Here is a 20,608-nt window from a genome sequence, read left to right on the forward strand (position 1 = left end):
GACCCGGCGCCATGACTTTGACGAACCTCTCGATACCCATGAGCGCACTACCAGCCATTCCCCTGCCGGCCGCAGCGCCGGATCCCCTCGACATCGCCGCCGACCTGGCCCGGCAACTGCAAGCCACCGCGATCGAACGCGACCGCCAGGGCGGCCATGCCGCCGCCGAGCGCGAACTGATCCGGGCATCGGGCCTGCTGGCCCTGTCGATCCCGACGCAGCACGGCGGCCTCGGTGCAAGCTGGGACGTCACACTGCGCGCCGTGCGCACGCTGGCCCGCGCCGACAGCGCGCTGGCCCACGTGTTCGGCTTCCATCACCTGCAATTGGCCGGCATTACCCTGTACGGCAACGCGGCCCAGCAGCGCGACCTGCTGCGGCGCAGCGCCACCGAGCATCTCTTCTGGGGCAACGCCCTGAACCCGTTGGACAAGCGCACCGTCGCCGTCGCCAGCGACGACGGCTTCGTGCTGAACGGCGTGAAAAGCTTCGCTTCCGGTTCGCTGGGCTCGGACTGGCTGACGCTATCGGCCTGGCACGAACCCACGGCCAGCGCCCTGATCGGCGTCCTGCCGACGGCCAGCGCCGGCATAGCGGTGCGGGGAGACTGGGATGCGTTCGGCCAGAAACAGACCGACAGCGGCACCGTCACCTTCGACAACGTCCACCTGCCGGCGCGCCAAGTGCTGCAGGCGCCCGGCGTGGCGCCCACCGCCCAGGCCACCTTGCGTTCGCAGGTGGCACAGCTGATCATGACCAACCTGTACCTGGGCATCGCCGAAGGCGCGTTCGCCGCCGCGCGCGACTACCTGGCGGGCGAGGCCCGGCCTTGGTTCTCGTCCGGCGTGGCCGCCGCCACCGACGATCCCTTCGTGCAGCATCGCTTCGGCGAGCTGTGGACGCTGCTGCGCCCGGCCGAGGTGCTGGCCGATGACGCCGGCCGCGCGCTGGAGAAGTTGTTTGCGCGCGGTGCGCTCGTCACCGCGCAGGAACGGGGCGAGCTTGCGGTGGCCGGCGCCACGGCCAAGGTGCTGGCGCACCGCGCCGCCATCGAGATCGGCAGCCAGCTGTTCGAGCTGACCGGCGCGCGCTCGACCTCGGCCAAATATGGCTTCGACCGTTACTGGCGCAACGCGCGCGTGCATACCCTGCACGACCCGGTCGACTACAAATACCGCGACCTGGGCCGCCACGCGCTGACCGGCGCGCTGCCCGAACCGACCGCGTATTCATGATGACGACGGCTCCCCTGATCCGCCTGGCCGGCCTGCGCAAGTCGTTCGCGCAGCCCGGCGCCGCGCCGCTCGATGCGGTGCGCGACGTGTCGCTGACGATCGGCGCCGGCGAAATCTACGGCATCGCCGGCCGCAGCGGCGCCGGCAAGTCCACGCTGCTGCGCCTCGTCAACCTGCTGGAGCGGCCCGATGCCGGCACCGTCACCGTCGATGGCCAGGAGCTGACCGCGCTGTCGCGCCGCGAGCTGCGCGCGGCGCGGCAGAACATCGGCATGATTTTCCAGCAGTTCAACCTGCTGCAAAACGCCACGGTGAACGACAACGTCGCCTTCCCGCTGCGCATCCACGGCGGCCGCACGCGCGACGCCATCGCCCGGCGCGTGGCCGACTGCCTGGAACTGGTCGGCCTGGCCGCCAAGGGCCACAGCTATCCGGCCCAGCTGTCCGGCGGCCAGAAGCAGCGCGTGGCCATTGCCCGCGCCCTGGCCAGCGGCCCCGCTGTGCTGTTGTGCGACGAGCCGACGTCCGCGCTGGACGCCGAGACGACACGCCAGATCCTGCAGACGCTGGCCGACGTGCGCACACGGCTGGGCGTGACGATCGTCATCGTCAGCCACGAGCTGGACGTGCTGGCGGCGCTGTGCGACCGCGTCGCCATCTTCGACGGCGGCGTCGTGGCCGAAGAGCTGCGTCCGGGCCAGGACATCGCCACCACCGCGCTGGGGCGCGAGCTGCTGGCCCTGCTTCCAGCGCCCAGGGAGCGCCGCCATGCCTGAACATATCCTCGACCAATGGCTGCAACTGCTGCCCGAACTGTGGACCGCGCTGGGCCAGACCCTGACGATGCTGGGCATCGGCCTGGCCGCCGCCGTGCTGCTGGGCGGCCCGCTGGGCGTGCTGCTGTTCCTGGTCTCGCCCGGCCAGTCGTTGGCCAACCGCTGGCTGGCCGCGCCGCTGGGCTGGTTCGTCAACACGGTGCGCTCGCTGCCGTTCATCGTGCTATTGGTCGCGCTGGTGCCGCTGACACGCCTGATCGCCGGCACCTCGATCGGCCCGCTGGCGGCGGCCGTGCCGCTGTCCTGCGCCGCCATTCCGTACTTCGCCCGCCTGGTCGAACAGAACCTGCGCGAAGTGCCGCGCGGCGTCATCGAGGCGGCCCATGCGATGGGCGCCAGCGAATGGCAGATCGTGCTGCGTGTGCTGCTGGTGGAAGCGCGCTCCGGCCTGGTGCTGGCGCTGACGGTGCTGGCGATCAGCTTCCTGTCCTATTCCGCCGTGGCCGGCGTGGTGGGCGGCGGCGGCATCGGCGACCTCGCCATCCGCTACGGCTACTACCGCTTCGAGACGGACGTCATGCTGGCGACCGTCGTGCTGCTGGTGGCCATCGTCCAGCTGATCCAACTGACGGGCAACCGCGTCGCCCGCCATCTCGACAAACGTTAAGGAACATCATGCACCGCATTCTCCGCACCCTGCCCGCCCTGTTCACCGTCGCCTTCGCGCTGGACGCGCAGGCGAAAGACCCGAAGGAACTGGTGATCGGCACCAGTGCCGGCCCGTACGCCGACCAGATCAAGCTGGGCATCAAGCCGATCCTGGAACGCCAGGGCTACAAGGTCAAGCTGGTCGAGTTCAACGACTACGTGCAACCGAACTTCGCACTGGCCGAGGGTTCGCTGGACGCCAACGTGTTCCAGCACATCACCTACCTGACCAGGTTCGCCACCGAGCACAAGCTGGCGCTGGCGCCGCTGGTGACGATTCCCACGGCACCGATTGCCATCTACAGCAGGAAGCACAAGACGCTGACGGAGGCGAAGCAAGGCACCACGGTGGCGCTGCCGAACGATCCCACCAACCAGGCGCGCGCGCTGGTGCTGCTCGACAAACTGGGCTGGATCAAGCTGCGTGCCGGTGTCGATCCGATCCGCGCGTCGGAAAAGGACGTGGCGCAGAACCTCAAGCAGATCCGCCTGTTGCCGCTGGAAGCGGCACTGCTGCCGCGCTCCCTGCAGGATGCCGACTATGCCTTCGTCAACGGCAACTACGCGCTGGCATCCGGCCTGAAGCTCGCGGACGCGCTGATCCGGGAGCAGATCTCGCCGGCCTACGTCAACCTGGTGGCCGTGCGCGCCGCCGACAAGGACAAGCAGTTCGCCAAGGACATCGCGGCGGCCTACCGCTCGCGCGAATTCCTGCAGGTGACGAACCAGCACTTCCGCGAGTACGCCAAGACCGATTACCAGCTGGCGCTGGAGAACACCAAATGACACGACGCATCCGCTTCAATGCGTTCCAGATGAACGCGGCGGGCCACCAGTCGCCGGGATTGTGGACGCATCCGCGCGACACCAGCCACCGCTACACCGAAGCGGCCTACTGGACCGAGCTGGCGCAGCTGCTGGAAGCGGCCCGCTTCGACGCCATCTTCCTGGCCGACGTGCTGGGCGTATACGACGTCTACCAGGGCAGCGTGGACGCGGCGCTGCGCGGCGGCGTGCAGGTGCCGCTGAACGATCCGCTGGCGCTGGTGCCGCTGATGGCGGGCGTCACGCGCCACCTGGGCTTCGGCGTGACGGCCGCGCTGACCTACGAGCATCCGTACACGTTCGCGCGCCGCATGTCCACGCTGGACCACCTGACGGCGGGGCGGGTCGGCTGGAACATCGTCACGGGCTACCTGGACAGTGCGGCGCGCAACCTGGGCTTCGAACGGCAGCTGGGCCACGACGAACGCTACGACCTGGCCGAGGAATACCTGGAAGTGGTCTACAAGCTGTGGGAGCACAGCTGGGAAGACGGCGCCGTGCTGCGCGACCGCGCGGCGCGCGTCCATACCGATCCGGCCCGGGTGCATCCGATCCGGCACGCCGGCAAGTACTACGACGTGCCCGGCATCCACTTGTCCGAACCGTCGCCCCAGCGCACGCCGCTGCTGTACCAGGCCGGCGCGTCGGCGCGCGGCGCGGCGTTCGCGGGCAAGCATGCCGAGTGCACCTTTGTCAGTGGCCCGAGCGAGGACGTGGTGCGCAAGACCGTGCGCCAGTTGCGCGGCGCCGCCACGGCGGCCGGGCGCCGGCCGGCCGACCTGCTGGTGTACGCGCAGGCGCTGATCGTCACCGCCGCCACCGAAGCCGAGGCACGGGCGAAATACGAGGAATACCGCGGCCATGTCGACATCGAGGCCGCGCTGGCCTTGCTGTCCGGCTGGACCGGCGTGGACTTCAGCCGCTACCCGCTCGATGCGACCATCTGCTACATCGATTCGGACGCCGGCCGTTCGGCCCTGGCCTCGTTCAGCGCGGCCGATCCTGCGCGCGTGTGGACGGTGCGCGCCGCCGCCGAGTTCATCGGCCTGGGCGGGCGCGGCCCGGTCTTCGTCGGCGCGCCGGAACAGGTGGCGGACCAGCTGATCGCCTGGCAAGAGGAGACCGACGTGGACGGCTTCAACCTGGCCTTCGCGCTGCCGCTGGAATCGATGCGCGACGTGGCCGAGTACATCGTGCCGGAGCTGCAGCGGCGCGGCCGCTACCGGCGCGAATACGAGGAAGGCACGCTGCGGCACAAGCTGTTCCGCCAGGGCGACCGGCTGCCGGAATCGCATCCGGGGCGGCTGGTACGGATCGATGGGGTGGCGTTGCAGTCGGCCGCTTGAGAAAAAGCCGCGATGGCCGGGGTCTGTCCCTGCAAGGGACTGACCCCGAAGTTCGTCCGCGTTTCGTGGAAGGTGATGACAAACTTCAGGGTCAGTCCCCGTGCGGGGACAGACCCTGGCAACTGGTAGCATGGTGCATCGCCTGAAACGGAGCGCCCTCATGACCACCGACTACCAGCTCGTCGCCCGCCGCCTCGTGCCCACCGAGGCGCACCTCTTGTGCGGCTGCCTGCGCGCGGCCGGCATTGCCGCCGTCGTCGCCGACGACCAACATGTGCAGGTCAACTTCCTGCTCGCGCCCGCGCTGGGAGGCACCCGGGTGCTGGTGCCCGCGCCGGACCTGGCGGCGGCACGCGAGGTGCTGGCCGCCTTCGAGCGCGGCGAGTTCACGCTGCCGGAATCGACCGACGTGGGGCCGCCCGCCGAGTAAGGACAAGCGCGCGGTCAGTCGCGCTTGCAGTCGTTCGTCATCTGCGCCTGCGTCACGCTGCTGTTGGGCGGCACGCTTTGCGTCAGCCACACATTGCCGCCGATGGTCGAGCCGGCGCCGATCGTGATGCGGCCCAGGATCGTGGCGCCCGCGTAGATGACCACGTCGTCTTCCACGATCGGGTGGCGCGGCGTGCCCTTGATCAGCATGCCCGAGGCGTCCGCCGGGAAGCGCTTGGCGCCCAGCGTGACGTGCTGGTACAGGCGCACGCGCTCGCCCAGGATGGCCGTCTCGCCGATGACGACACCGGTGCCGTGGTCGATGAAGAAGCTGGCGCCGATCGTGGCCGCCGGATGGATGTCGATGCCGGTCAGCGAATGGCTGATGTCGCAGATCATGCGCGCGATGAACGGGGAACCCAGCTTGTGCAGCTGGTGCGCCAGCCGGTAGTGCAGGATGCCGATCGTGCCGGGGTAGCACAGCATGATTTCGGCGATCGAGGTGGCGGCCGGGTCGCCCGCATAGGCGGCCTGCACGTCCGACACGATCAGGGCGCGGATGTCCGGCAGGCTGGCGGCGAACTGCCGCGTGATCTCGTGGGCGCGCCGTGTCAGCGCATCTTCCGTCGCTTCCGCACCGTCGGCGAATTGCAGGCCGCGGCGCACCTGCTCCGTCAACCGGTTCAGGGTCGTGTTCAGCGTATCGCCGACGAAGTAGTCGATGCTCTCGTCCGTCAGGTTGGGACGGCCGTAGTGGGTCGGGAACAGCACGGCGAACAGGCCGTTGACGATGGTCGTCAGCGCCTCGCGCGACGGCAGTTCGCGGATGCGGCGCTGGTGGCGGATATTGTGCGTGGCCTCGCGCGACACGCGCAGGGCCGCGACGACCGCATCCAGGTCCCAGTGGGCCGGCTTGACGCCGGTACCGTCGAAGGTGTCGATAGTCATGATCTGGTTCGTGATAAAAAGTCAGCTTACTGAAACGGGCCGTGCATTCTAAAGAATAATTTCGCTGGTGGTTATGCGCTCAGCGCATAACGATATGCATCCGGCTCCTGCAAGGATGGCCGGGCTCGCGTAAAATGTCCGCCCCGGATTGCAACAACGTCCACAACGATACTCCTTCCATGCAAATCCTGCTTACCGTGCTCCTGGCCGGGCTGACGATGGTCGGTCCGCTGGCGATCGACACCTACCTGCCCTCCTTCCCCGCCATCGGCACCGAATTCGGCGCGACGCCGCTGGCCGTGCAACAGACGCTGTCGCTGTTCCTGTTCTGCTTCGCGTTCATGATGCTGTTCTACGGCACGTTGTCCGACACGTTCGGCCGCCGTCCCGTCATCCTCGTCTCATTGGTGCTGTACATCGCGGCCTGCGTGGGCGGCGCCGTGGCCGGCTCGCTGGGCTTCCTGCTGGTGTGCCGGGTACTGCAGGGCCTGGCCTCGGGCGCGGGTTCCGTCGTCGGCCGCGCCATCGTGCAGGACCGTTTTTCCGGCGCCGAGGCGCAGAAGATCCTGGGTCACATCATGATGGTGTTCGGGCTGGCGCCGGCGCTCGCACCGATCCTGGGCGGCTGGCTGCAGGTGACCTATGGCTGGCGTTCGATCTTCTGGTTCCTGGCCCTGTTCGGCGCCGTGATGACGTTCGCCGTGTGGCGCTGGCTGCCCGAGAGCCTGGCGCCGCGCGACCGCCACCCACTGCACTTCGCGACCATCGCCGGCAACTACCTGAAGGTCCTGCGCCATCGCCAGTTCCTGCTGCTGGCGGTCGCGCTGGGGGTGGCGTTCGGCGGCTTCGCGCTGTACATCGGCTCGGCCGCCTACTTCGTCATGCACATCCTGCACCTGCCGGAGACGGCATTTGCCTGGCTGTTCATTCCGTTGGTGGCGGGCATGGTGGTGGGTTCGGCGATCTCGGGCAAGGTGGCGCACCGCTACTCGCAGCAGGCGTTGATCTGGCTAGCGTATGCAGGGATGGCCGTGGCGGCGCTCGTCAACGTGGGCTATACCTACCTGTTCGCGGCGACGATCCCATGGGCCGTGCTGCCGCTGTTCTTCTATTCGCTGGCGCTGGCCGTGGCGATGCCGCCGCTGTCGTTGATCGCGCTGAACCACTTCCCCAACCACAGCGGGCTGGCCGCGTCGATGCAGTCGTTCATCCAGATGACGCTGTTCGCGCTGATCTCCGGCGTGGTGGCGCCGCTGCTGTTCGACAGCGCCTTCAAACTGGCGTGCGGCGTGCTGGGCTGCCTGGTCGTCAGCCTGCTTGCGTGGGTGCTGGCGCAGGCCGGCACGCACGCCAAGCCGAACTGAGCCGACTGATCAGGGCCACGGGGCCGGCGTGACGTCCAGGTACTGCGGGCCGCCGTCCTCGGGTTCCGGCGCCGCCTGCGGCTCCTGCTTGAGCTTTTGCGCCGGCGGCAGGCCCAGCCCGAGGATTTCCTTGCGACCCTCGACGAAGTCGGACGTGGACAGCGGATGCTCGCTGTCCGGCCAGTTGGCGATCGCCCAGTTCTGCAGTTCCTCGAAGCGGTGCCAGACCTCGGCCACGAACTTGCGGCGCACTTCTTCTTCCATTGCCATGCTAACCTCCCTTGTGTTTTTGACTACTGTACACGAGCGGCGCGAAACATGGCGCCAGCCGCGTCAGGCCGGCACGATGCGGTAGGCGCAGCGGCGCGCGCCGGCCAGCTGGTGTTCGGTGCGCTGCACGCTGCAATCGGGACCCAGCACGCGCTGGAACACCTCCAGCTCGGAGCGGCAGAACTGCTGGCAGGCGCGCGCCGCGGCGCAGATGGGACAATGGTTCTCGACCAGCAGCAGCGCGCCGTCCGGCGCCGTCGCCACCTCGGCCATATAGCCTTCGGCGTCGCGCACGTGGGCCAGCGCCGCCACGCGCTCCGGCAGCGCCGCCTCGACATCCACGGCGGCGCGGTAGGCGGCCTCGCTGGCCGCTTCACGCGCGACGATCAGCTGTTCCATCGCCGGCTCGCCGAACAGCGCCTTGACCTGGTCGATCAGTTGCACCGTCAGGTCGGCGTGGCGGTCCGGGAAACGGGCGTGGCCGGCGGCCGTCAGCAGCCAGTGGCGCGATGGCCGGCCCACCTTCTCGGCCACGTCCTCGTAGCTCACCAGCCCCTTTTCCTGCGCCGCCTCCAGGTGCCGGCGCGTGCCCATCGACGTCAGGTCGAGGATCTCGGCCAGCCGCTGTGCGGTATTCGGCCCGCGGGTCTTCAGCAGGAACAGGATCTGGTCGGCGGTATTCATCGGCTTGTTCAGGTAATGGCGTTGACAGGATGGGCGGCGGACGATGCGGCATGCCAGCGCCGCAGGCGCCAGCCGGCCCACAACGACAGCGCGGCACCGCTGCCCAGCACGAGCCGCGTATCGACCAGCACCAGCAGCGATCCGGCCAGGGCCGTCACGATGCTGGCCAGGCAGAACGTCGTCGACAACAGGCCCATGACTGCGCCCTGACCGTAAGCAGCGAAGCGCTCCGCGGCCCAGGGTTGCATCGTCGCATTGTAGAACGCATTCGGAATGCCGAACAGTACGATCGCCGCGATGCCCACCCACAGGGTGCCCAGCGCGACAGCGCCGACCGCCGCCGCGATGGCGCAGGCATACCAGGCGGCCTGGCGCAGCGGGTCGGCGGCGACGATCCGGCCGGCGAGAACCGCCGCCCCCGTCATCACGCCGCACAGTGCCGTGTTGACGATGGCGATCCGGGCGGTGTCGTAGCCGCCCACCTCGACCAGCCAGAGCGGGAAGAAATCGTAGAACGCCGTGATGCCGCAGCTGCAAGCGAGCTGGATGGCGAACAGCGTGCGCAACGGCCGATGGCACAGCAGGTGCAGCACGTTGTCGCGCCGCGCCACCTGCCACAGCGAGGCTTGCGTCGGTGCGACGGGCGCGCCATGCCGGCCCGGCGGCACGGCCAGCATCACCAGCACGCCGGCCAGCACCAGCGCGGCGATGGCGACGATGAACGGCACCGTGATGCCGAAGCCGACCGTGACGCCGGCCAGCAGCGGCCCCACCAGCCAGCCCAAGTGGAAGGCGCCGTTCAGCAGCGACAGCGCGCGCACCCGTTCCTGGCCGGCCAGGCGCTCGGCCAGCAAGGCGCGGGCGACGGAGCTGTTGCCTTCCATCAGGCCCGTGACGAAGCGCGCGACAATGAACAGCGGGTAGGACTCCAGCAGCAGCGCCAGGGCCGTGACGGCGTGGCCGGCGGCGGCGCCGAAGGCGGTGGCCAGCAATATGGGACGGCGCCCGTAGCGGTCCGATACCGGTCCCAGCAAGGTCGCGCCGATCAGCAGGCCGACCGGGTTCACGGTCAGCGCGATACCGAACAGCAGCTTGGGCGGCAGCCCGAGGAAGCTGTTCAGGTCGTTGACGGCCCCCGATGCGAACAGAGGCGGCAGGATCGGATACGGCAGCGAGGTGCCGACGGTCGAGAGCAAGGCCAGCAGGCAAGCCGCGGCGATCAGGATGGGCGTTTTCATGCGGCCAGTGTACGGCTGGCGCGGCAATTAGTAAACGTTTTTATTTACTTATCTCGCGACGCTGAATCCGCCAGTGGGTTTCTTCCGGCGCCACGGAACGGCACCCAGACTGCGGGGTCAGTCCCTTGCAGGGACAGACCCCGGCGCGCTAGCCCATCTGGCGCGCCACCCACGCCACGATGCTGTTGGCATCCATCGCCCCGGCCTGCCGTGCCACTTCGCGGCCGTTGCGGAACAGTGCCAGCGTGGGGATGCTGCGGATCGCGTAGCGCGCGCCGATGTCCGGGTTGGCTTCCGTGTCCACCTTGACCACGCGCACGCGCGGCTCCAGCCGCTTGGCGGCCTGCTCGTAGAATGGCGCCATGGTGCGGCACGGGCCGCACCACGGGGCCCAGAAGTCGACCAGCACCGGCAGGTCGCTGCGTTCGATGTGCTTCAGGAAGCGGGCACTGGCCAGGTCGGCCGGCTTGCCGGCGAACAGCGCGTGCTGGCATTTGCCGCAGGTGGGTTGCTCGCCCAGGCGCTGCGCCGGTACGCGGTTGACGCCGTCGCAGTGCGGACAGACGACGTGCAGTGATTCGGTACTCATTCCTTGTCCTGTCCCTTCTCGTTCTTGACGATGCCGCGCAGATTGGTCGCGGCCAGGCAGCAGTTTAATACGATCAGGGCCCAGGCATCGTCATGCCAGCCCCAGATCACCCACATGACATTGCTGACAAGGAAAACGATAAAGCCCGACAGGCGCCGCCGCGCGCTGCGCGAGCCCACCAGCCAGGCGGCCAGCAGCGACGCCGCCATGGCGGGCCATTGCAACAGCTCGATCAAATCTCCCATGCACACGCTCCTCTGCTCATCCGGGAGTCGAGTGTAGCGTCAGGCAGGAACACATGGCGCCAGCCAGCGTGCATGCATGCCGGGACAAGGCAAGGTGGGAGAAAAAGAAGAGAACAACGTAGAAAGAACGCGGACACCGGCCGCGCGCCCACGCGGCCGGCAGGCGGCTGGCGCCGCCCCGCTACGGATGCCCGCACGACCGCCCGCCGCGCCAGCATCCGCTGCATGCGACGGCGCTCAGCCCAGCACCGCCGCACGCGGCCCGCCACACACGGCGGACCCGTTCAACCTGCCGCCGTCAGCCCGGCTGGCCTTCCTTGCGGCTCGGCTGGCGCGTGGCCGCCTGGGCCGCCTGGGCCGTGTGCGCCGCGGCCTGGCTCATGTGCTCGGCCGCGTCGTGGCCATTGCCCATCGCGGCGCGGGCCTGGCGGGTGGCCGTGTCCATCATGCTGTCCAGCGGGTTGGCCAGCTGGCGCATCGTGTCCTGCTGACGGCGAACGGTGCGCTCGGTTTCCTCCGACGTCACGCGCGTCACTTCGTCGGTCAGCTCACGCGCGGCACGCGCCGTTTCCTCCGCGTGTTCGCCGGCCACCCGCACCAGCTTGGTCTGGCTGTCCGCCGCGATGCGCGACAGCTGCTGCTGGTAGGCGCGCAGCCGCTCCGCCGCCGGCTGGGCACGGGATGCGGTGACGTTGAATACTTCGGTCGGTTTGCCGGCGGTGACGATGGCCTGGCCGGTGGCGGCGCTGTCTTCCAGCATCGTCTGTGCCATCTGCAGGGTCAGCTCGTTGACCTGCTGCGCGGTCTGGAACAGCGAGCGGGACAGGTCGTTGAAGAAGGCGATTTGCGCCTGCACGTGATTCTTCGCCGCAGGCGTGATGCTTTGCGAGAATGGGAACATGGTTGCCTCTTAAGAATAGTTTTGGAAGTCCGCTGGCCAGAACCGCCATGCGGCGTGACAAGGCTACGTGGACTGACCATGACGAGCATGATCTCGATCAAACGTGTGACGCGACAGTGGGCTTGCATTTTCGGCCATTTTCGGCACTACCTTTACCTGGCTTTACATCCGCAACCGTGTCGACCGTTGCCGCCACGGTCGATAATTTCCCTGTCGATTACAGGTGATGAGGGATGGCCATGGTTTCAGCGGTATCGGGCACGACGTCGGCCGCCACGGTGGCAGGGATGACGAGCGCGGGCGACAGCACGATCGCCAGCCTGCAAAAGCAGCTGGTGGCAAGGCAGGAGGCGTTGGCCAAGGCGCAGGAGGATACGAGCGAGGCCGGGCGGAAGGAAGCCGAGCAGATCCGTCAGCAGGTGCAGGCACTGCAGCAGCGCATCGCGCAGCTGCAGGCGCAGGCGGCCGCGAAGGCGGCCGAGTCGGCGGCGCAGCAGGAACAGCGGCAAACGTCGTCGCAGGGCGCGGCGCGCGACGCCGCTGGCACCGTCGGCAGCCTGGTCGATACGTACGCCTGATGCGGCAGCGGTAGAATCATGGTCGTGCCCATGGTGCCGCGCGCACGCAAGGAGACGATGATGGACAACGAACATGACAACGCCGGCGAGTCCGCCCGGCCCGACGATCGTGAGAGCGTGGAACGGCGCTTGCTGCGCCTGGAGTTCGAACTGGACCGCTTGAAGTCCCGGCAAGCCGAGAGCAGCGCCGAATCCGACTATCGAGACGCCCGGCGGCAGGACTGGCGCGAGCGCACCATCGCGCGGCTGGCCAACGGCTGTATCGCACTGCTGACCGGCGTGCTGCTGCTGGCCGCCCTGTCGCTGTATTGGCGCTACCACCTGGAAAAGCTGCGCATCGACGCCGTGCCGCCGTCCGCAGGGCAAGCCGCCGTGCCTGCCGCACCTGCCACCCCCGGCGCGCCTCCCGCACCGGGCCCGCCTGCCCCACCTGCCGCGCCGGCAGCGCAACCCGGCGCCGCCGCGATGCCGACGACGCCGCGCGACATCATCGAACGCTACGTCGAGCGCCAGGCGGAGCCGGCGGCACGTGGCGGCGCCCAGCTGTCGCTATCCGTCAGCGGCGTGGTCGACCTGGTCCAGTCGCTCGGCAAGGCCGGCGTCATCGGCGCCGAGGCGGCCAGGGACCTGACGACCGAGCTGACGAAGCAAGGCGCCGAGGTGGCCGCCCATACCGTCAAGGCCCTGGTCGACAAATACCTGGGCCCCGCACCAGCTCCCGCGAAGGCGCCCGCCAAGGACGGCGGCGGCCCCACCCAACAGGTGCTGGTCAACGTCTATCCGGCCACGCCAGGCCAGAAGGCGACGACGCCGTCACGGCTGCCCAAGCCGCTGCCTCGCTGCGCGCCGGCGGCCTGATGTCTACTTGGCGGACGGGTAGAACAACTGCTGCCCGGCCGGCTTGAACGCGGCGATCTTCGCCTGGCCTTCGGGCGACGTGATCCATTCGATCAACTGCTTGGCACCCTTGTAGTTGATGCCGGGATGCCGGGCCGGGTTGACGGCGATGATGCCGTACGGGTTGAACATCTTCGGGTCGCCCTCGACCATGATGGCCAGGCCCGTCTTGGCCTGGTAGACGCCGTAGGTGGCGCGGTCGGTCAGCGTGTACGCTTGCAGTTCGGCGGCCATCGTCAGCACCTCGCCCATGCCCAGCCCGGCCGACACGTAGCGCGCCCCCGCCGGCTGCGCGCCGACCTGCTTCCAGTAGGCCTTTTCCATGATGTCGGTGCCGGAGTTGTCGCCGCGCGAGATGAACCTGGCGGGACCGGCGGCCATCTTGCGGAACGCGGCCAGCACGTCCTTGCCGCCCTTGATGCGGTCCGGATCGGAAACAGGGCCGACCACGATGAAATCGTTGTACATCACGTCGCGCCGGTCCACGCCCCAGCCTTCGGCCACGAACTTGTCCTCGGCGGCGCGCGCGTGCACCAGCGTGACGTCGACGTCGCCGTTCTTGGCCAGCTCCAGCGCCTTGCCGGTACCGACCGAGATCACCTGCACCTTGGTGCCCGTCTTGGCTTCGTAGAACGGCAGCAGGTAGGCCAGCAGGCCGGAATTTTCCGTGCTGGTCGTGGTGGACATGCGCAGCGTCTGCTGGGCGGAGGCGCTGCCGGCCAACGCGATGGCGACGGCAAGCAGGAATAACGAACGGCGCTTCATGGGAACTCCTTTTGTAAGATCTAGCGGTACTCGAGTTGGCCGTCGCGCAGCTTCAGGCGGCGCACGTCGGCCAGGTTGATCAGGTCGCGGTCGTGGCAGGCCATGACGACGCTGGTGCCGGCCTTGGTGAGCGTGGGGATCAGCGCGATCACCTGCTCGCGCGCCTCGCCGTCCAGGTTGGCGGTCGGTTCGTCCAGCAGCAAGAGGCGCGGTCGCAGCACGCGCGCGCGGGCCAGGGCCACGCGCTGCTTTTCGCCGCCGGACAGCGTGGCGGGATCGCTGCCGCGCAGGTGCGTCACGCCGGCCCAGGCCATCGCCTCCTCCACCCGCTCGCGCACCAGCGCGCGCGGCGCCCCGCGCGCCTCCAGCCCGTAGGCGATATTGGCCGGCACGCTGGTCGAGAACATCACGGGGTGCTGGTGCACGTAGACGATCGCATCGCGCAGCACGCGCGGATAGGGCCGCAAGGTCACGGGCGCGCCGGCGAACCGCACGTCCTCGGCCTCCACCGGCACCAGTCCCGCCAGCACGCGCAGCAGGGTGCTCTTGCCGGCCCCGTTCACGCCCGTCAGCACATAGGCGCTGGCTTCCTCGAGCGTGAAGTCGCGCAGGTCGAACAAGGTGTGCGCGCCGTGGCGCTTGCGCAGCCGCGCGGCCGTCAGCAACGCCACCGTCACGTGCGCCCCCGCGCCGCGTGGGCGTCGCCCTGCAGCAGCATCAGCGCGCCGTTCATCGCCAGCGCGATCGTCACCAGCACGATGCCCAGCGCGATGCCCTGGGCAAAATCGCCCTTGCTGGTTTCCAGCGCGATGGCCGTCGTGATCGTGCGCGTCTCGCCGGCGATGTTCCCGCCCACCATCATGGCACAGCCCACTTCCGAGATCACGCGGCCGAAGCCGCTGATGACGGCCGCCATCACGCCGAAGCGCACCTCGTACAGCAGGGTCGTCATCACGCGCCAGCGCGAGGCGCCGTGCGCGATGGCCGTCTCCGCCAGGCGCGGATCGGCCGCCTGCACGGCGGTCAGCGTGAACGCCAGCAGTACGGGCAAGGCGATGATCACCTGGCCGGCCACGATGCCGGGCTGCGCGAACAGCCATTGCAGGGGGCCGAGCGGGCCGTGGCGGGACAGCAGCAGGTACAGCAGCAAACCGATCAGCACCGTCGGCAGCGACAGCGCGGCCTGCGCCAGCCAGATCACCAAACGGCGCCCGGGAAACTGGTGCATTGCGATGACATAGCCGGCGCCGACCGCCATGGGCGTGGCGATGACGAGCCCCAGCATGCTGGTGCTGACGGAAATCCAGATGATCCGCCACAGCACGGGATCGCCCGTCAGCAGCAGCAGGAACGCATCGTGCACGGCGGCGGTCAACGCCATCAGGGCTCCAGCAGTTCCGGCTCGAACACGATGCGCTGCGGCGCCGCCAGCACCATGAAGTGCTTGCCGGAGCAGCGCGCCAGCAAGGTCATGCCGGTACGCTGCGCCACCGCATGGCCCATCTCCGTGGTGCCGGAGCGCGACAGCAGGAACGGGATGCCCATCTGCGCGCCCTTGATCACCATCTCTGAGGTCAGCCTGCCGGTCGTGTAGAACACCTTGTCGCCGCCCGCTTCGCCCTTCAGCCACATCAGGCCGGCGATGGCATCGACCGCGTTGTGCCGCCCCACGTCCTCGACGAAGTGCAGCAGCCGCCCCGTGTTGTCGAACAGGCCGCAGCCATGCACCGAGCCGGCCTGCTTGTACACGGAAGGCTGGGTGCGGATCGTCTCGACGATGCGGTAGATCACGCCCTGGCGCAGGCGCGCCCCGGGCGGCAGCGCGATGCTGTCCACCTCGTCCATCACGGTGCCGAACACGGAGCCCTGGCCGCAGCCGGTGGTGACGACGCGGCGCGCCGTGCGTTCCTCCAGGTCGGCCACGCCGGCGCGCGTGGTGACGGCGGCCGTGCCGCTGGCCCCGGCCTCGTCCCACGTCACCTGCACCGCCTCGATGTCGCTCAGCGCCAGCAGGCGCTGGTTGCGCAGGTAGCCCAGCACCAGCGCCTCCGGCGCCGCGCCCAGGGTCATCAGGGTGATCAGCTCGCGGCCGTCCAGGTAGACGGTCAGCGGGCGCTCGGCCGGGATGTGCAGTGCCGTGGCGCGTTCCTTCTCGTCGCGCGCGGCGACGGGGTGGACCAGCGGCAGGCGCGCGTCCGACAGGCGTGGCAGCGGGCCGTTCATGCCGGTTGCTCCAGCCGCTGCAGCATCTGGCCGCCGCCGTAGCTGCCCTGCGCCTCCACCGTACCGCCGGCCGTCAGGCGCACCGCACAGTACTTGAACTCCGGGATCTTGCCGTACGGGTCCAGCGCGGCGTTGGTCAGCCGGTTGATCGCCGCCTCGTAATAGCAGAACGGCACGAACACGGCGCCGCGCGGCGACGCCTCGTCCGCCCGCGCATACAGCGCCACGCTGCCGCGGCGCGAGGCCAGCGTGACGACACCGCCGGGCGCCACCCCCAGTTCGGCCAGGTCGAGCGGATGAATCAGCGCCACCGGGTCCGGCTCCAGCGCATCCAGTACCGTCGCGCGGCGCGTCATGCTGCCGGTGTGCCAGTGCTCCAGCTGGCGGCCCGTGATCAGCACCATCGGATACTCGGCATCGGGGCGTTCGTTGGCCGGAATGATGTCCGCCGGGACGAAGCGCGCCTTGCCGTCCGGGCGCGGGAACGTGTCCGTGAACACGACCGGCGTGCCGGGGTGCGCTTCTTCCGGACATGGATGCACGACCGCGCCATCGCGCTCCAGTCGCTGCCAGGTGATGCCGGCCATGCTGGGCATCAGGCGGCGCATCTCGTCGAACACTTGCGCCACGTGATCGTAATGCCAGTCCAGGCCGAGGCGGCGCGCCAGCTCGCAGATGATCCACAGATCCTGCCTCGCCTCGCCCGGCGGCTCGATGGCCTGGCGGCCCAGCTGCACCAGCCGGTCGGTATTGGTGAAGGTGCCGGTCTTTTCCGGGAATGCGCTGGCCGGCAGGATCACGTCGGCCAGGTAGGCCGTTTCGGTCAGGAAGATGTCCTGCACCACCAGCAGGTCGAGCGCGGCCAGCGCCTCGCGCGCGTGGTTCGCGTCCGGATCGGACATGGCCGGATTCTCGCCCATGATGTACATGCCCTTGACCGTGCCGGCCAGGATCGCCTCCATCACCTCCACCACCGTCAGGCCGGGCTGGTCGTCCAGCAGCGCGGCCGGCACGTTCCAGGCCTGGGCGAAGCGCTCGCGCACGCTCGCTTCCGTCACGCGCTGGTAGTCCGGATACATCATCGGGATCAGGCCGGCGTCGGAGGCGCCCTGCACGTTGTTCTGGCCGCGCAGCGGATGCAGCCCGGTGCCGGGGCGGCCGATCTGGCCCGTCAGCAGCGCCAGCGCGATCAGGCAGCGCGCGTTGTCGGTGCCGTGCACGTGCTGCGATACCCCCATGCCCCACAGGATCATCGAGCCCTTCGAGGTGGCATACAGCCGCGCCACGTAGCGGATCGTCTCCGCGTCGATGCCGCACAGCGGCGCCATTGCCTCCGGGCTGTACTGCGCCACGTTGGCGGCCAGCGCCTCGTAGCCGCTGGTGCGGCTGGCGATGAAGGCCTGGTCGGCCAGGCCTTCGGCCACGATCACGTGCATCATCGCGTTCAGCAGCGCCACATCGGTATCGGGCTTGAACTGCAAGGTGCGGTGGGCATGGCGCGCCAGCTCGGAGCGGCGCGGGTCGCACAGGATCAGCTTCGTGCCGTTTCGCACCGCGTTCTTGATCCAGGTCGCCGCCACCGGATGATTGACGGTGGGGTTGGCGCCGATGACGAGCACCACCTCGGCCTGCAGCACGTCCATCACGGGATTCGACACCGCGCCCGAGCCGATCCCTTCCAGCAGGGCCGCCACCGAGGAGGCGTGGCACAGCCGCGTGCAGTGGTCGACGTTGTTGCTGCCGAAGCCCGTGCGCACCAGTTTCTGGAACAGGTAGGCTTCCTCGTTGCTGCCCTTGGCCGAGCCGAAGCCGGCCAGTGCCTTGCGGCCGGACTGGTCGCGGATGCGCGCCAGGCCGCCGCCGGCCAATGCCAGCGCCTCTTCCCAGCTCGCTTCGCGGAACACTTCCAGCACCCGGGTCGGGTCCATCGCCATCGTGGCCGACTTCGGCGCGTCGGCACGCCGGATCAGCGGCCTGGTCAGCCGCTGCGGATGGTGCGCGTAATCGAAGCCGTAGCGGCCCTTGACGCACAGGCGGCCGTGGTTGGCCGGACCATCGCGCCCCTCCACCGAGACGATGCGGTTGCCCTGCACGTTGTAGGTCAGCTGGCAGCCCACGCCGCAGAACGGGCAGACAGACGCCACCTGGCGGTCCGGCACGGCCATCGCGGCGCCGCGCGCCGGCGCCAGCGCCCCGGTGGGACAGGCCTGCACGCATTCGCCGCAGGCCACGCAGGTGGAGGCGCCCATCGGATCGTCCATGTCGAACACGATTTTGGCGGCGTCGCCGCGCAGCGCCAGGCCGATCACGTCGTTGGCCTGCTCGTCGCGGCAGGCGCGCACGCAGCGGGTGCACTGGATGCAGGCATCCAGGTTGACGGTGATGGCGGCGTGGCTGGCGTCGCGGGCCGGCTGGGCGCGCGGCGCGAAGCGCGGCTTGCCCACCTGCAGGCGGGCGGCCCACTCGTCCACCTCGTTGTGGCGCGTGTACGTCGCCTCGGCCAGGTCGGACTGCAGCAGCTCCAGCACCATCTTCTGCGCCGCCCGGGCGCGCGGGCTGGCCGTCTCCACCTTCATGCCGGGCAGCGGCGCGCGGCAGCACGACGGTGCCAAGGTGCGTTCGCCCTCGACCTCGACCACGCAGGCGCGGCAGTTGCCGGCCGGCGCCAGGCCATCCTTGTAGCACAGGTGTGGCACGGCTATGCCCTCGCGCCGCGCCACGTCCAGCAGCGTCTCGCCGGGGCGCGCCTGCACGTCGCAACCGTTCAGTTGAAAGCCGATCATGCCAGCTCCTGCGGGAAGTAGCGGATCACGCAGTCGACCGGATTCGGCGCCGCCTGGCCCAGGCCGCAGATCGACGCGTCGCGCATCACCTGCCCCAGTTCGCCCAGCAGGGCCGTATCCCAGCGCGGCGCCTCGATCAGCTGCAGCGCCTTGGCGGTACCGACCCGGCACGGCGTGCACTGGCCGCACGACTCGTCGCGGAAGAAGCGCATGGTGTTGCGCGCGGCCGCCACGGCGCTGTCCTGTTGCGACAGCACGATGACGGCGGCCGAGCCGATGAAGCAGCCGTACGGCTGCAGGGTGTCGAAATCGAGCGGCACGTCGCCCAGTGCGGCGGGCAGGATGCCGCCCGAGGCGCCGCCCGGCAGGTAACCGTAGAACGTGTGGCCTTCCGCCATGCCGCCGCAGTATTCGGCGATCAGTTCGCGCACCGTGATGCCGGCCGGCGCCAGCTTGACGCCGGGCTCGCGCACCCGCCCCGACACCGAATAGGAACGCAGGCCCTTGCGACCATGCCGGCCCTGCCCGGCGAACCAGTCCGGCCCGCGCTGGACGATGTCGCGCACCCAGTACAGCGTCTCGAAATTGTGCTCCAGCGTGGGCCGGCCGAACAGGCCGACCTGGGCCACGTAGGGCGGGCGCAGGCGCGGCATGCCGCGCTTGCCCTCGATCGATTCGATCATCGCCGATTCCTCGCCGCAGATGTAGGCCCCGGCGCCGCGGCGCAGGTGGATCGCCGGCAGCTCGGGCACCGGCGCGGCCGCCTGCAGGCGTTCCAGTTCGGCCGCCAGCAGGGCGCGCGCGTCATGGTACTCGTCGCGCACATAGATATAGATGTCGCGGATGCCCACGGCCCATGCCGCCAGCAGCATGCCTTCGATGAAACGGTGCGGATCGCGCTCCAGGTAGACGCGGTCTTTGAACGTGCCCGGCTCGCCCTCGTCCAGGTTGACGGCCATCAGGCGCGGGCCCGCCTCGGCCTTGACGATGCGCCATTTGCGCCCGGCCGGGAAGCCGGCGCCGCCCAGGCCGCGCAGGCCGGCGTGCTCCAGGGCGGCGATCAAGGACTCGGCGCTGCGGGTGCCGGCCACGCAGTCGCGCAGCAGCGCGTAGCCGCCGCCGGCCACGTAGTCGTCGTATCCGACGTGGGCCGGCACCGGTGGCGTCGTCCCGGCTGCCGCGGCCGCGATGTCCCGGGTCGTGGCGACGGGCACGGCCCGTTGACCGACCAGCGCGGCCGGGGCCTGTTCGCAACGGCCGATGCAGGGCGCGGCGAGCACGCGCACGTTGGTCCCCAGCAGCGCGGGCAGCCTGTCCAGCAGCGCGCCGGCGCCGGCCATCTCGCACGACAGCCCGGCGCAGACGCGCACCGTCAACGCGGCCGGCGCCGCCTCGCCTGCGCGCACGATGTCGAAATGATGATAGAACGACGCCACCTCGTACACCTCCGCCTGCGCCATGCGCAGTTCCTGCGCCAGCGCGGCCAGGTGACGCGTGGCCAGGCAACCGTAGCAGTCCTGGATGCGGTGCAGGTGCTCGATCAGCAGGTCGCGCCGGCGCGGCGCATCGCCCAGCAAGGCCTGCACTTCGGCCAGCGCGTCCGGCTCGACGCGGCGCCCGCGCGGGGCCTGACGCTTGCGTTCGCGGCTCGCTCCCGCCTTGGCGGCGTCATGGCTTCCCTGGGCGACGGCGATGGGAATGGTCGGGTGGTTCACTGCTGGCGGTCTCCGCTAGTTGACATTGTCATATGCTGCACCTGAGCATATACGAGGCGGCTTCCGCCCATCAGGCGGAGCGTATCACG

General features: G+C 69.4%; 22 protein-coding genes. 9 read left to right on the forward strand and 13 right to left on the reverse strand.

Going from position 1 to position 20,608, the window contains the following annotated elements; all coding sequences use genetic code 11:
• The first annotated feature begins 38 nt into the window (after positions 1 to 38).
• The 6 genes from E7V67_016385 to E7V67_016410 all read left to right on the forward strand — a co-directional run bounded on the left by E7V67_016385 (position 39) and on the right by E7V67_016410 (position 5,320).
• Positions 39 to 1,235, forward strand: a complete 1,197-nt coding sequence (locus E7V67_016385) for an acyl-CoA dehydrogenase family protein (GenBank protein WUR11290.1) — start codon at positions 39 to 41, stop codon at positions 1,233 to 1,235.
• Entirely contained in the window at positions 1,232 to 2,011 is a 780-nt protein-coding gene (locus E7V67_016390) for an ATP-binding cassette domain-containing protein (GenBank protein WUR11291.1), read from the forward strand. Before E7V67_016385 ends, E7V67_016390 begins: the two co-directional genes overlap by 4 nt.
• Positions 2,004 to 2,678 carry a methionine ABC transporter permease gene (locus E7V67_016395; protein WUR11292.1) on the forward strand — a complete coding sequence of 225 codons (675 nt, stop codon included), beginning with the start codon at positions 2,004 to 2,006 and terminating at the stop codon, positions 2,676 to 2,678. The genes E7V67_016390 and E7V67_016395 overlap by 8 nt, the downstream gene beginning before the upstream one ends.
• Positions 2,679 to 2,686: 8 nt before the next feature.
• Complete coding sequence (locus E7V67_016400; GenBank protein WUR11293.1) at positions 2,687 to 3,505, forward strand: MetQ/NlpA family ABC transporter substrate-binding protein; 819 nt, start codon at positions 2,687 to 2,689, stop codon at positions 3,503 to 3,505.
• A complete protein-coding gene (locus E7V67_016405; protein WUR11294.1) occupies positions 3,502 to 4,890 on the forward strand; it encodes an LLM class flavin-dependent oxidoreductase in 1,389 nt (462 codons plus the stop codon). The genes E7V67_016400 and E7V67_016405 overlap by 4 nt, the downstream gene beginning before the upstream one ends.
• Positions 4,891 to 5,050: 160 nt before the next feature.
• A complete protein-coding gene (locus E7V67_016410; GenBank protein ID WUR11295.1) occupies positions 5,051 to 5,320 on the forward strand; it encodes a DUF2007 domain-containing protein in 270 nt (89 codons plus the stop codon).
• 14 nt (positions 5,321 to 5,334) lie between these two features.
• Here E7V67_016410 and epsC read toward each other — a convergent pair whose 3' ends face one another.
• Positions 5,335 to 6,267, reverse strand: a complete 933-nt coding sequence (epsC, locus tag E7V67_016415) for a serine O-acetyltransferase EpsC (protein WUR11296.1) — start codon at positions 6,265 to 6,267, stop codon at positions 5,335 to 5,337.
• A gap of 179 nt (positions 6,268 to 6,446) precedes the next feature.
• Between epsC and E7V67_016420 the strand changes: the two genes are divergently transcribed.
• Positions 6,447 to 7,631: a multidrug effflux MFS transporter gene (locus E7V67_016420; protein WUR11297.1), complete on the forward strand. Its 1,185-nt coding sequence runs from the start codon at positions 6,447 to 6,449 to the stop codon at positions 7,629 to 7,631.
• Between the two features lie 9 nt (positions 7,632 to 7,640).
• On the opposite strand, the gene E7V67_016425 is transcribed toward E7V67_016420, so the two are convergent.
• The 6 genes from E7V67_016425 to E7V67_016450 form a co-directional block, all read right to left on the reverse strand.
• Positions 7,641 to 7,901, reverse strand: a complete 261-nt coding sequence (locus tag E7V67_016425; protein ID WUR11298.1) for a hypothetical protein — start codon at positions 7,899 to 7,901, stop codon at positions 7,641 to 7,643.
• Positions 7,902 to 7,964: 63 nt separating this feature from the next.
• Positions 7,965 to 8,585 carry a metalloregulator ArsR/SmtB family transcription factor gene (locus E7V67_016430; GenBank protein WUR11299.1) on the reverse strand — a complete coding sequence of 207 codons (621 nt, stop codon included), beginning with the start codon at positions 8,583 to 8,585 and terminating at the stop codon, positions 7,965 to 7,967.
• Positions 8,586 to 8,593: 8 nt separating this feature from the next.
• Positions 8,594 to 9,823, reverse strand: coding sequence for an MFS transporter (locus E7V67_016435; GenBank protein WUR11300.1), 1,230 nt, complete (start codon positions 9,821 to 9,823; stop codon positions 8,594 to 8,596).
• Positions 9,824 to 9,971: 148 nt separating this feature from the next.
• Positions 9,972 to 10,412 (reverse strand): thioredoxin TrxC, encoded by a 441-nt coding sequence (gene trxC, locus E7V67_016440; GenBank protein WUR11301.1) that lies wholly within the window; start codon positions 10,410 to 10,412, stop codon positions 9,972 to 9,974.
• Positions 10,409 to 10,657 carry a hypothetical protein gene (locus E7V67_016445; GenBank protein ID WUR11302.1) on the reverse strand — a complete coding sequence of 83 codons (249 nt, stop codon included), beginning with the start codon at positions 10,655 to 10,657 and terminating at the stop codon, positions 10,409 to 10,411. The genes trxC and E7V67_016445 overlap by 4 nt, the downstream gene beginning before the upstream one ends.
• A gap of 298 nt (positions 10,658 to 10,955) precedes the next feature.
• Entirely contained in the window at positions 10,956 to 11,558 is a 603-nt protein-coding gene (locus tag E7V67_016450; protein WUR11303.1) for a phasin family protein, read from the reverse strand.
• A gap of 233 nt (positions 11,559 to 11,791) precedes the next feature.
• On the opposite strand from E7V67_016450, the gene E7V67_016455 reads away from it, so the two are divergent.
• Positions 11,792 to 12,136: a FlxA-like family protein gene (locus E7V67_016455; protein ID WUR11304.1), complete on the forward strand. Its 345-nt coding sequence runs from the start codon at positions 11,792 to 11,794 to the stop codon at positions 12,134 to 12,136.
• A gap of 18 nt (positions 12,137 to 12,154) precedes the next feature.
• On the forward strand, positions 12,155 to 12,994 hold the full coding sequence (locus E7V67_016460) for a hypothetical protein (GenBank protein ID WUR11305.1): 840 nt from the start codon (positions 12,155 to 12,157) through the stop codon (positions 12,992 to 12,994).
• 3 nt (positions 12,995 to 12,997) lie between these two features.
• On the opposite strand, the gene E7V67_016465 is transcribed toward E7V67_016460, so the two are convergent.
• The 6 genes from E7V67_016465 to E7V67_016490 are packed head-to-tail and all read right to left on the reverse strand — an operon-like array spanning position 12,998 to position 20,498.
• On the reverse strand, positions 12,998 to 13,798 hold the full coding sequence (locus E7V67_016465) for a substrate-binding domain-containing protein (GenBank protein WUR11306.1): 801 nt from the start codon (positions 13,796 to 13,798) through the stop codon (positions 12,998 to 13,000).
• A 20-nt stretch (positions 13,799 to 13,818) separates the two neighbouring features.
• Positions 13,819 to 14,475 carry an energy-coupling factor ABC transporter ATP-binding protein gene (locus E7V67_016470; GenBank protein ID WUR11307.1) on the reverse strand — a complete coding sequence of 219 codons (657 nt, stop codon included), beginning with the start codon at positions 14,473 to 14,475 and terminating at the stop codon, positions 13,819 to 13,821.
• Positions 14,472 to 15,179 (reverse strand): ABC transporter permease, encoded by a 708-nt coding sequence (locus E7V67_016475; protein WUR11308.1) that lies wholly within the window; start codon positions 15,177 to 15,179, stop codon positions 14,472 to 14,474. Before E7V67_016475 ends, E7V67_016470 begins: the two co-directional genes overlap by 4 nt.
• Positions 15,179 to 16,021: a formate dehydrogenase accessory sulfurtransferase FdhD gene (locus E7V67_016480; protein ID WUR11309.1), complete on the reverse strand. Its 843-nt coding sequence runs from the start codon at positions 16,019 to 16,021 to the stop codon at positions 15,179 to 15,181. Before E7V67_016480 ends, E7V67_016475 begins: the two co-directional genes overlap by 1 nt.
• Positions 16,018 to 18,804: a formate dehydrogenase subunit alpha gene (gene fdhF, locus E7V67_016485; GenBank protein WUR11310.1), complete on the reverse strand. Its 2,787-nt coding sequence runs from the start codon at positions 18,802 to 18,804 to the stop codon at positions 16,018 to 16,020. Before fdhF ends, E7V67_016480 begins: the two co-directional genes overlap by 4 nt.
• Complete coding sequence (locus tag E7V67_016490; GenBank protein ID WUR16300.1) at positions 18,801 to 20,498, reverse strand: NAD(P)H-dependent oxidoreductase subunit E; 1,698 nt, start codon at positions 20,496 to 20,498, stop codon at positions 18,801 to 18,803. The genes fdhF and E7V67_016490 overlap by 4 nt, the downstream gene beginning before the upstream one ends.
• Between the last annotated feature and the right edge of the window lie 110 nt (positions 20,499 to 20,608).

This window comes from [Empedobacter] haloabium (assembly GCA_008011715.2).
Lineage (GTDB): Bacteria > Pseudomonadota > Gammaproteobacteria > Burkholderiales > Burkholderiaceae_D > Rugamonas > Rugamonas haloabia.

Bases quoted from the DNA above. Each gene is read 5' to 3' on its own strand.
- E7V67_016385 (WUR11290.1), top strand. From the start codon at position 39: ATGAGCGCACTACCAGCCATTCCCCTGCCGGCCGCAGCGCCGGATCCC.
- E7V67_016390 (WUR11291.1), top strand. From the start codon at position 1,232: ATGATGACGACGGCTCCCCTGATCCGCCTGGCCGGCCTGCGCAAGTCG.
- E7V67_016395 (WUR11292.1), top strand. From the start codon at position 2,004: ATGCCTGAACATATCCTCGACCAATGGCTGCAACTGCTGCCCGAACTG.
- E7V67_016400 (WUR11293.1), top strand. From the start codon at position 2,687: ATGCACCGCATTCTCCGCACCCTGCCCGCCCTGTTCACCGTCGCCTTC.
- E7V67_016405 (WUR11294.1), top strand. From the start codon at position 3,502: ATGACACGACGCATCCGCTTCAATGCGTTCCAGATGAACGCGGCGGGC.
- E7V67_016410 (WUR11295.1), top strand. From the start codon at position 5,051: ATGACCACCGACTACCAGCTCGTCGCCCGCCGCCTCGTGCCCACCGAG.
- epsC (WUR11296.1), bottom strand. From the start codon at position 6,267: ATGACTATCGACACCTTCGACGGTACCGGCGTCAAGCCGGCCCACTGG.
- E7V67_016420 (WUR11297.1), top strand. From the start codon at position 6,447: ATGCAAATCCTGCTTACCGTGCTCCTGGCCGGGCTGACGATGGTCGGT.
- E7V67_016425 (WUR11298.1), bottom strand. From the start codon at position 7,901: ATGGCAATGGAAGAAGAAGTGCGCCGCAAGTTCGTGGCCGAGGTCTGG.
- E7V67_016430 (WUR11299.1), bottom strand. From the start codon at position 8,585: ATGAATACCGCCGACCAGATCCTGTTCCTGCTGAAGACCCGCGGGCCG.
- E7V67_016435 (WUR11300.1), bottom strand. From the start codon at position 9,823: ATGAAAACGCCCATCCTGATCGCCGCGGCTTGCCTGCTGGCCTTGCTC.
- trxC (WUR11301.1), bottom strand. From the start codon at position 10,412: ATGAGTACCGAATCACTGCACGTCGTCTGTCCGCACTGCGACGGCGTC.
- E7V67_016445 (WUR11302.1), bottom strand. From the start codon at position 10,657: ATGGGAGATTTGATCGAGCTGTTGCAATGGCCCGCCATGGCGGCGTCG.
- E7V67_016450 (WUR11303.1), bottom strand. From the start codon at position 11,558: ATGTTCCCATTCTCGCAAAGCATCACGCCTGCGGCGAAGAATCACGTG.
- E7V67_016455 (WUR11304.1), top strand. From the start codon at position 11,792: ATGGCCATGGTTTCAGCGGTATCGGGCACGACGTCGGCCGCCACGGTG.
- E7V67_016460 (WUR11305.1), top strand. From the start codon at position 12,155: ATGGTCGTGCCCATGGTGCCGCGCGCACGCAAGGAGACGATGATGGAC.
- E7V67_016465 (WUR11306.1), bottom strand. From the start codon at position 13,798: ATGAAGCGCCGTTCGTTATTCCTGCTTGCCGTCGCCATCGCGTTGGCC.
- E7V67_016475 (WUR11308.1), bottom strand. From the start codon at position 15,179: ATGGCGTTGACCGCCGCCGTGCACGATGCGTTCCTGCTGCTGCTGACG.
- E7V67_016480 (WUR11309.1), bottom strand. From the start codon at position 16,021: ATGAACGGCCCGCTGCCACGCCTGTCGGACGCGCGCCTGCCGCTGGTC.
- fdhF (WUR11310.1), bottom strand. From the start codon at position 18,804: ATGATCGGCTTTCAACTGAACGGTTGCGACGTGCAGGCGCGCCCCGGC.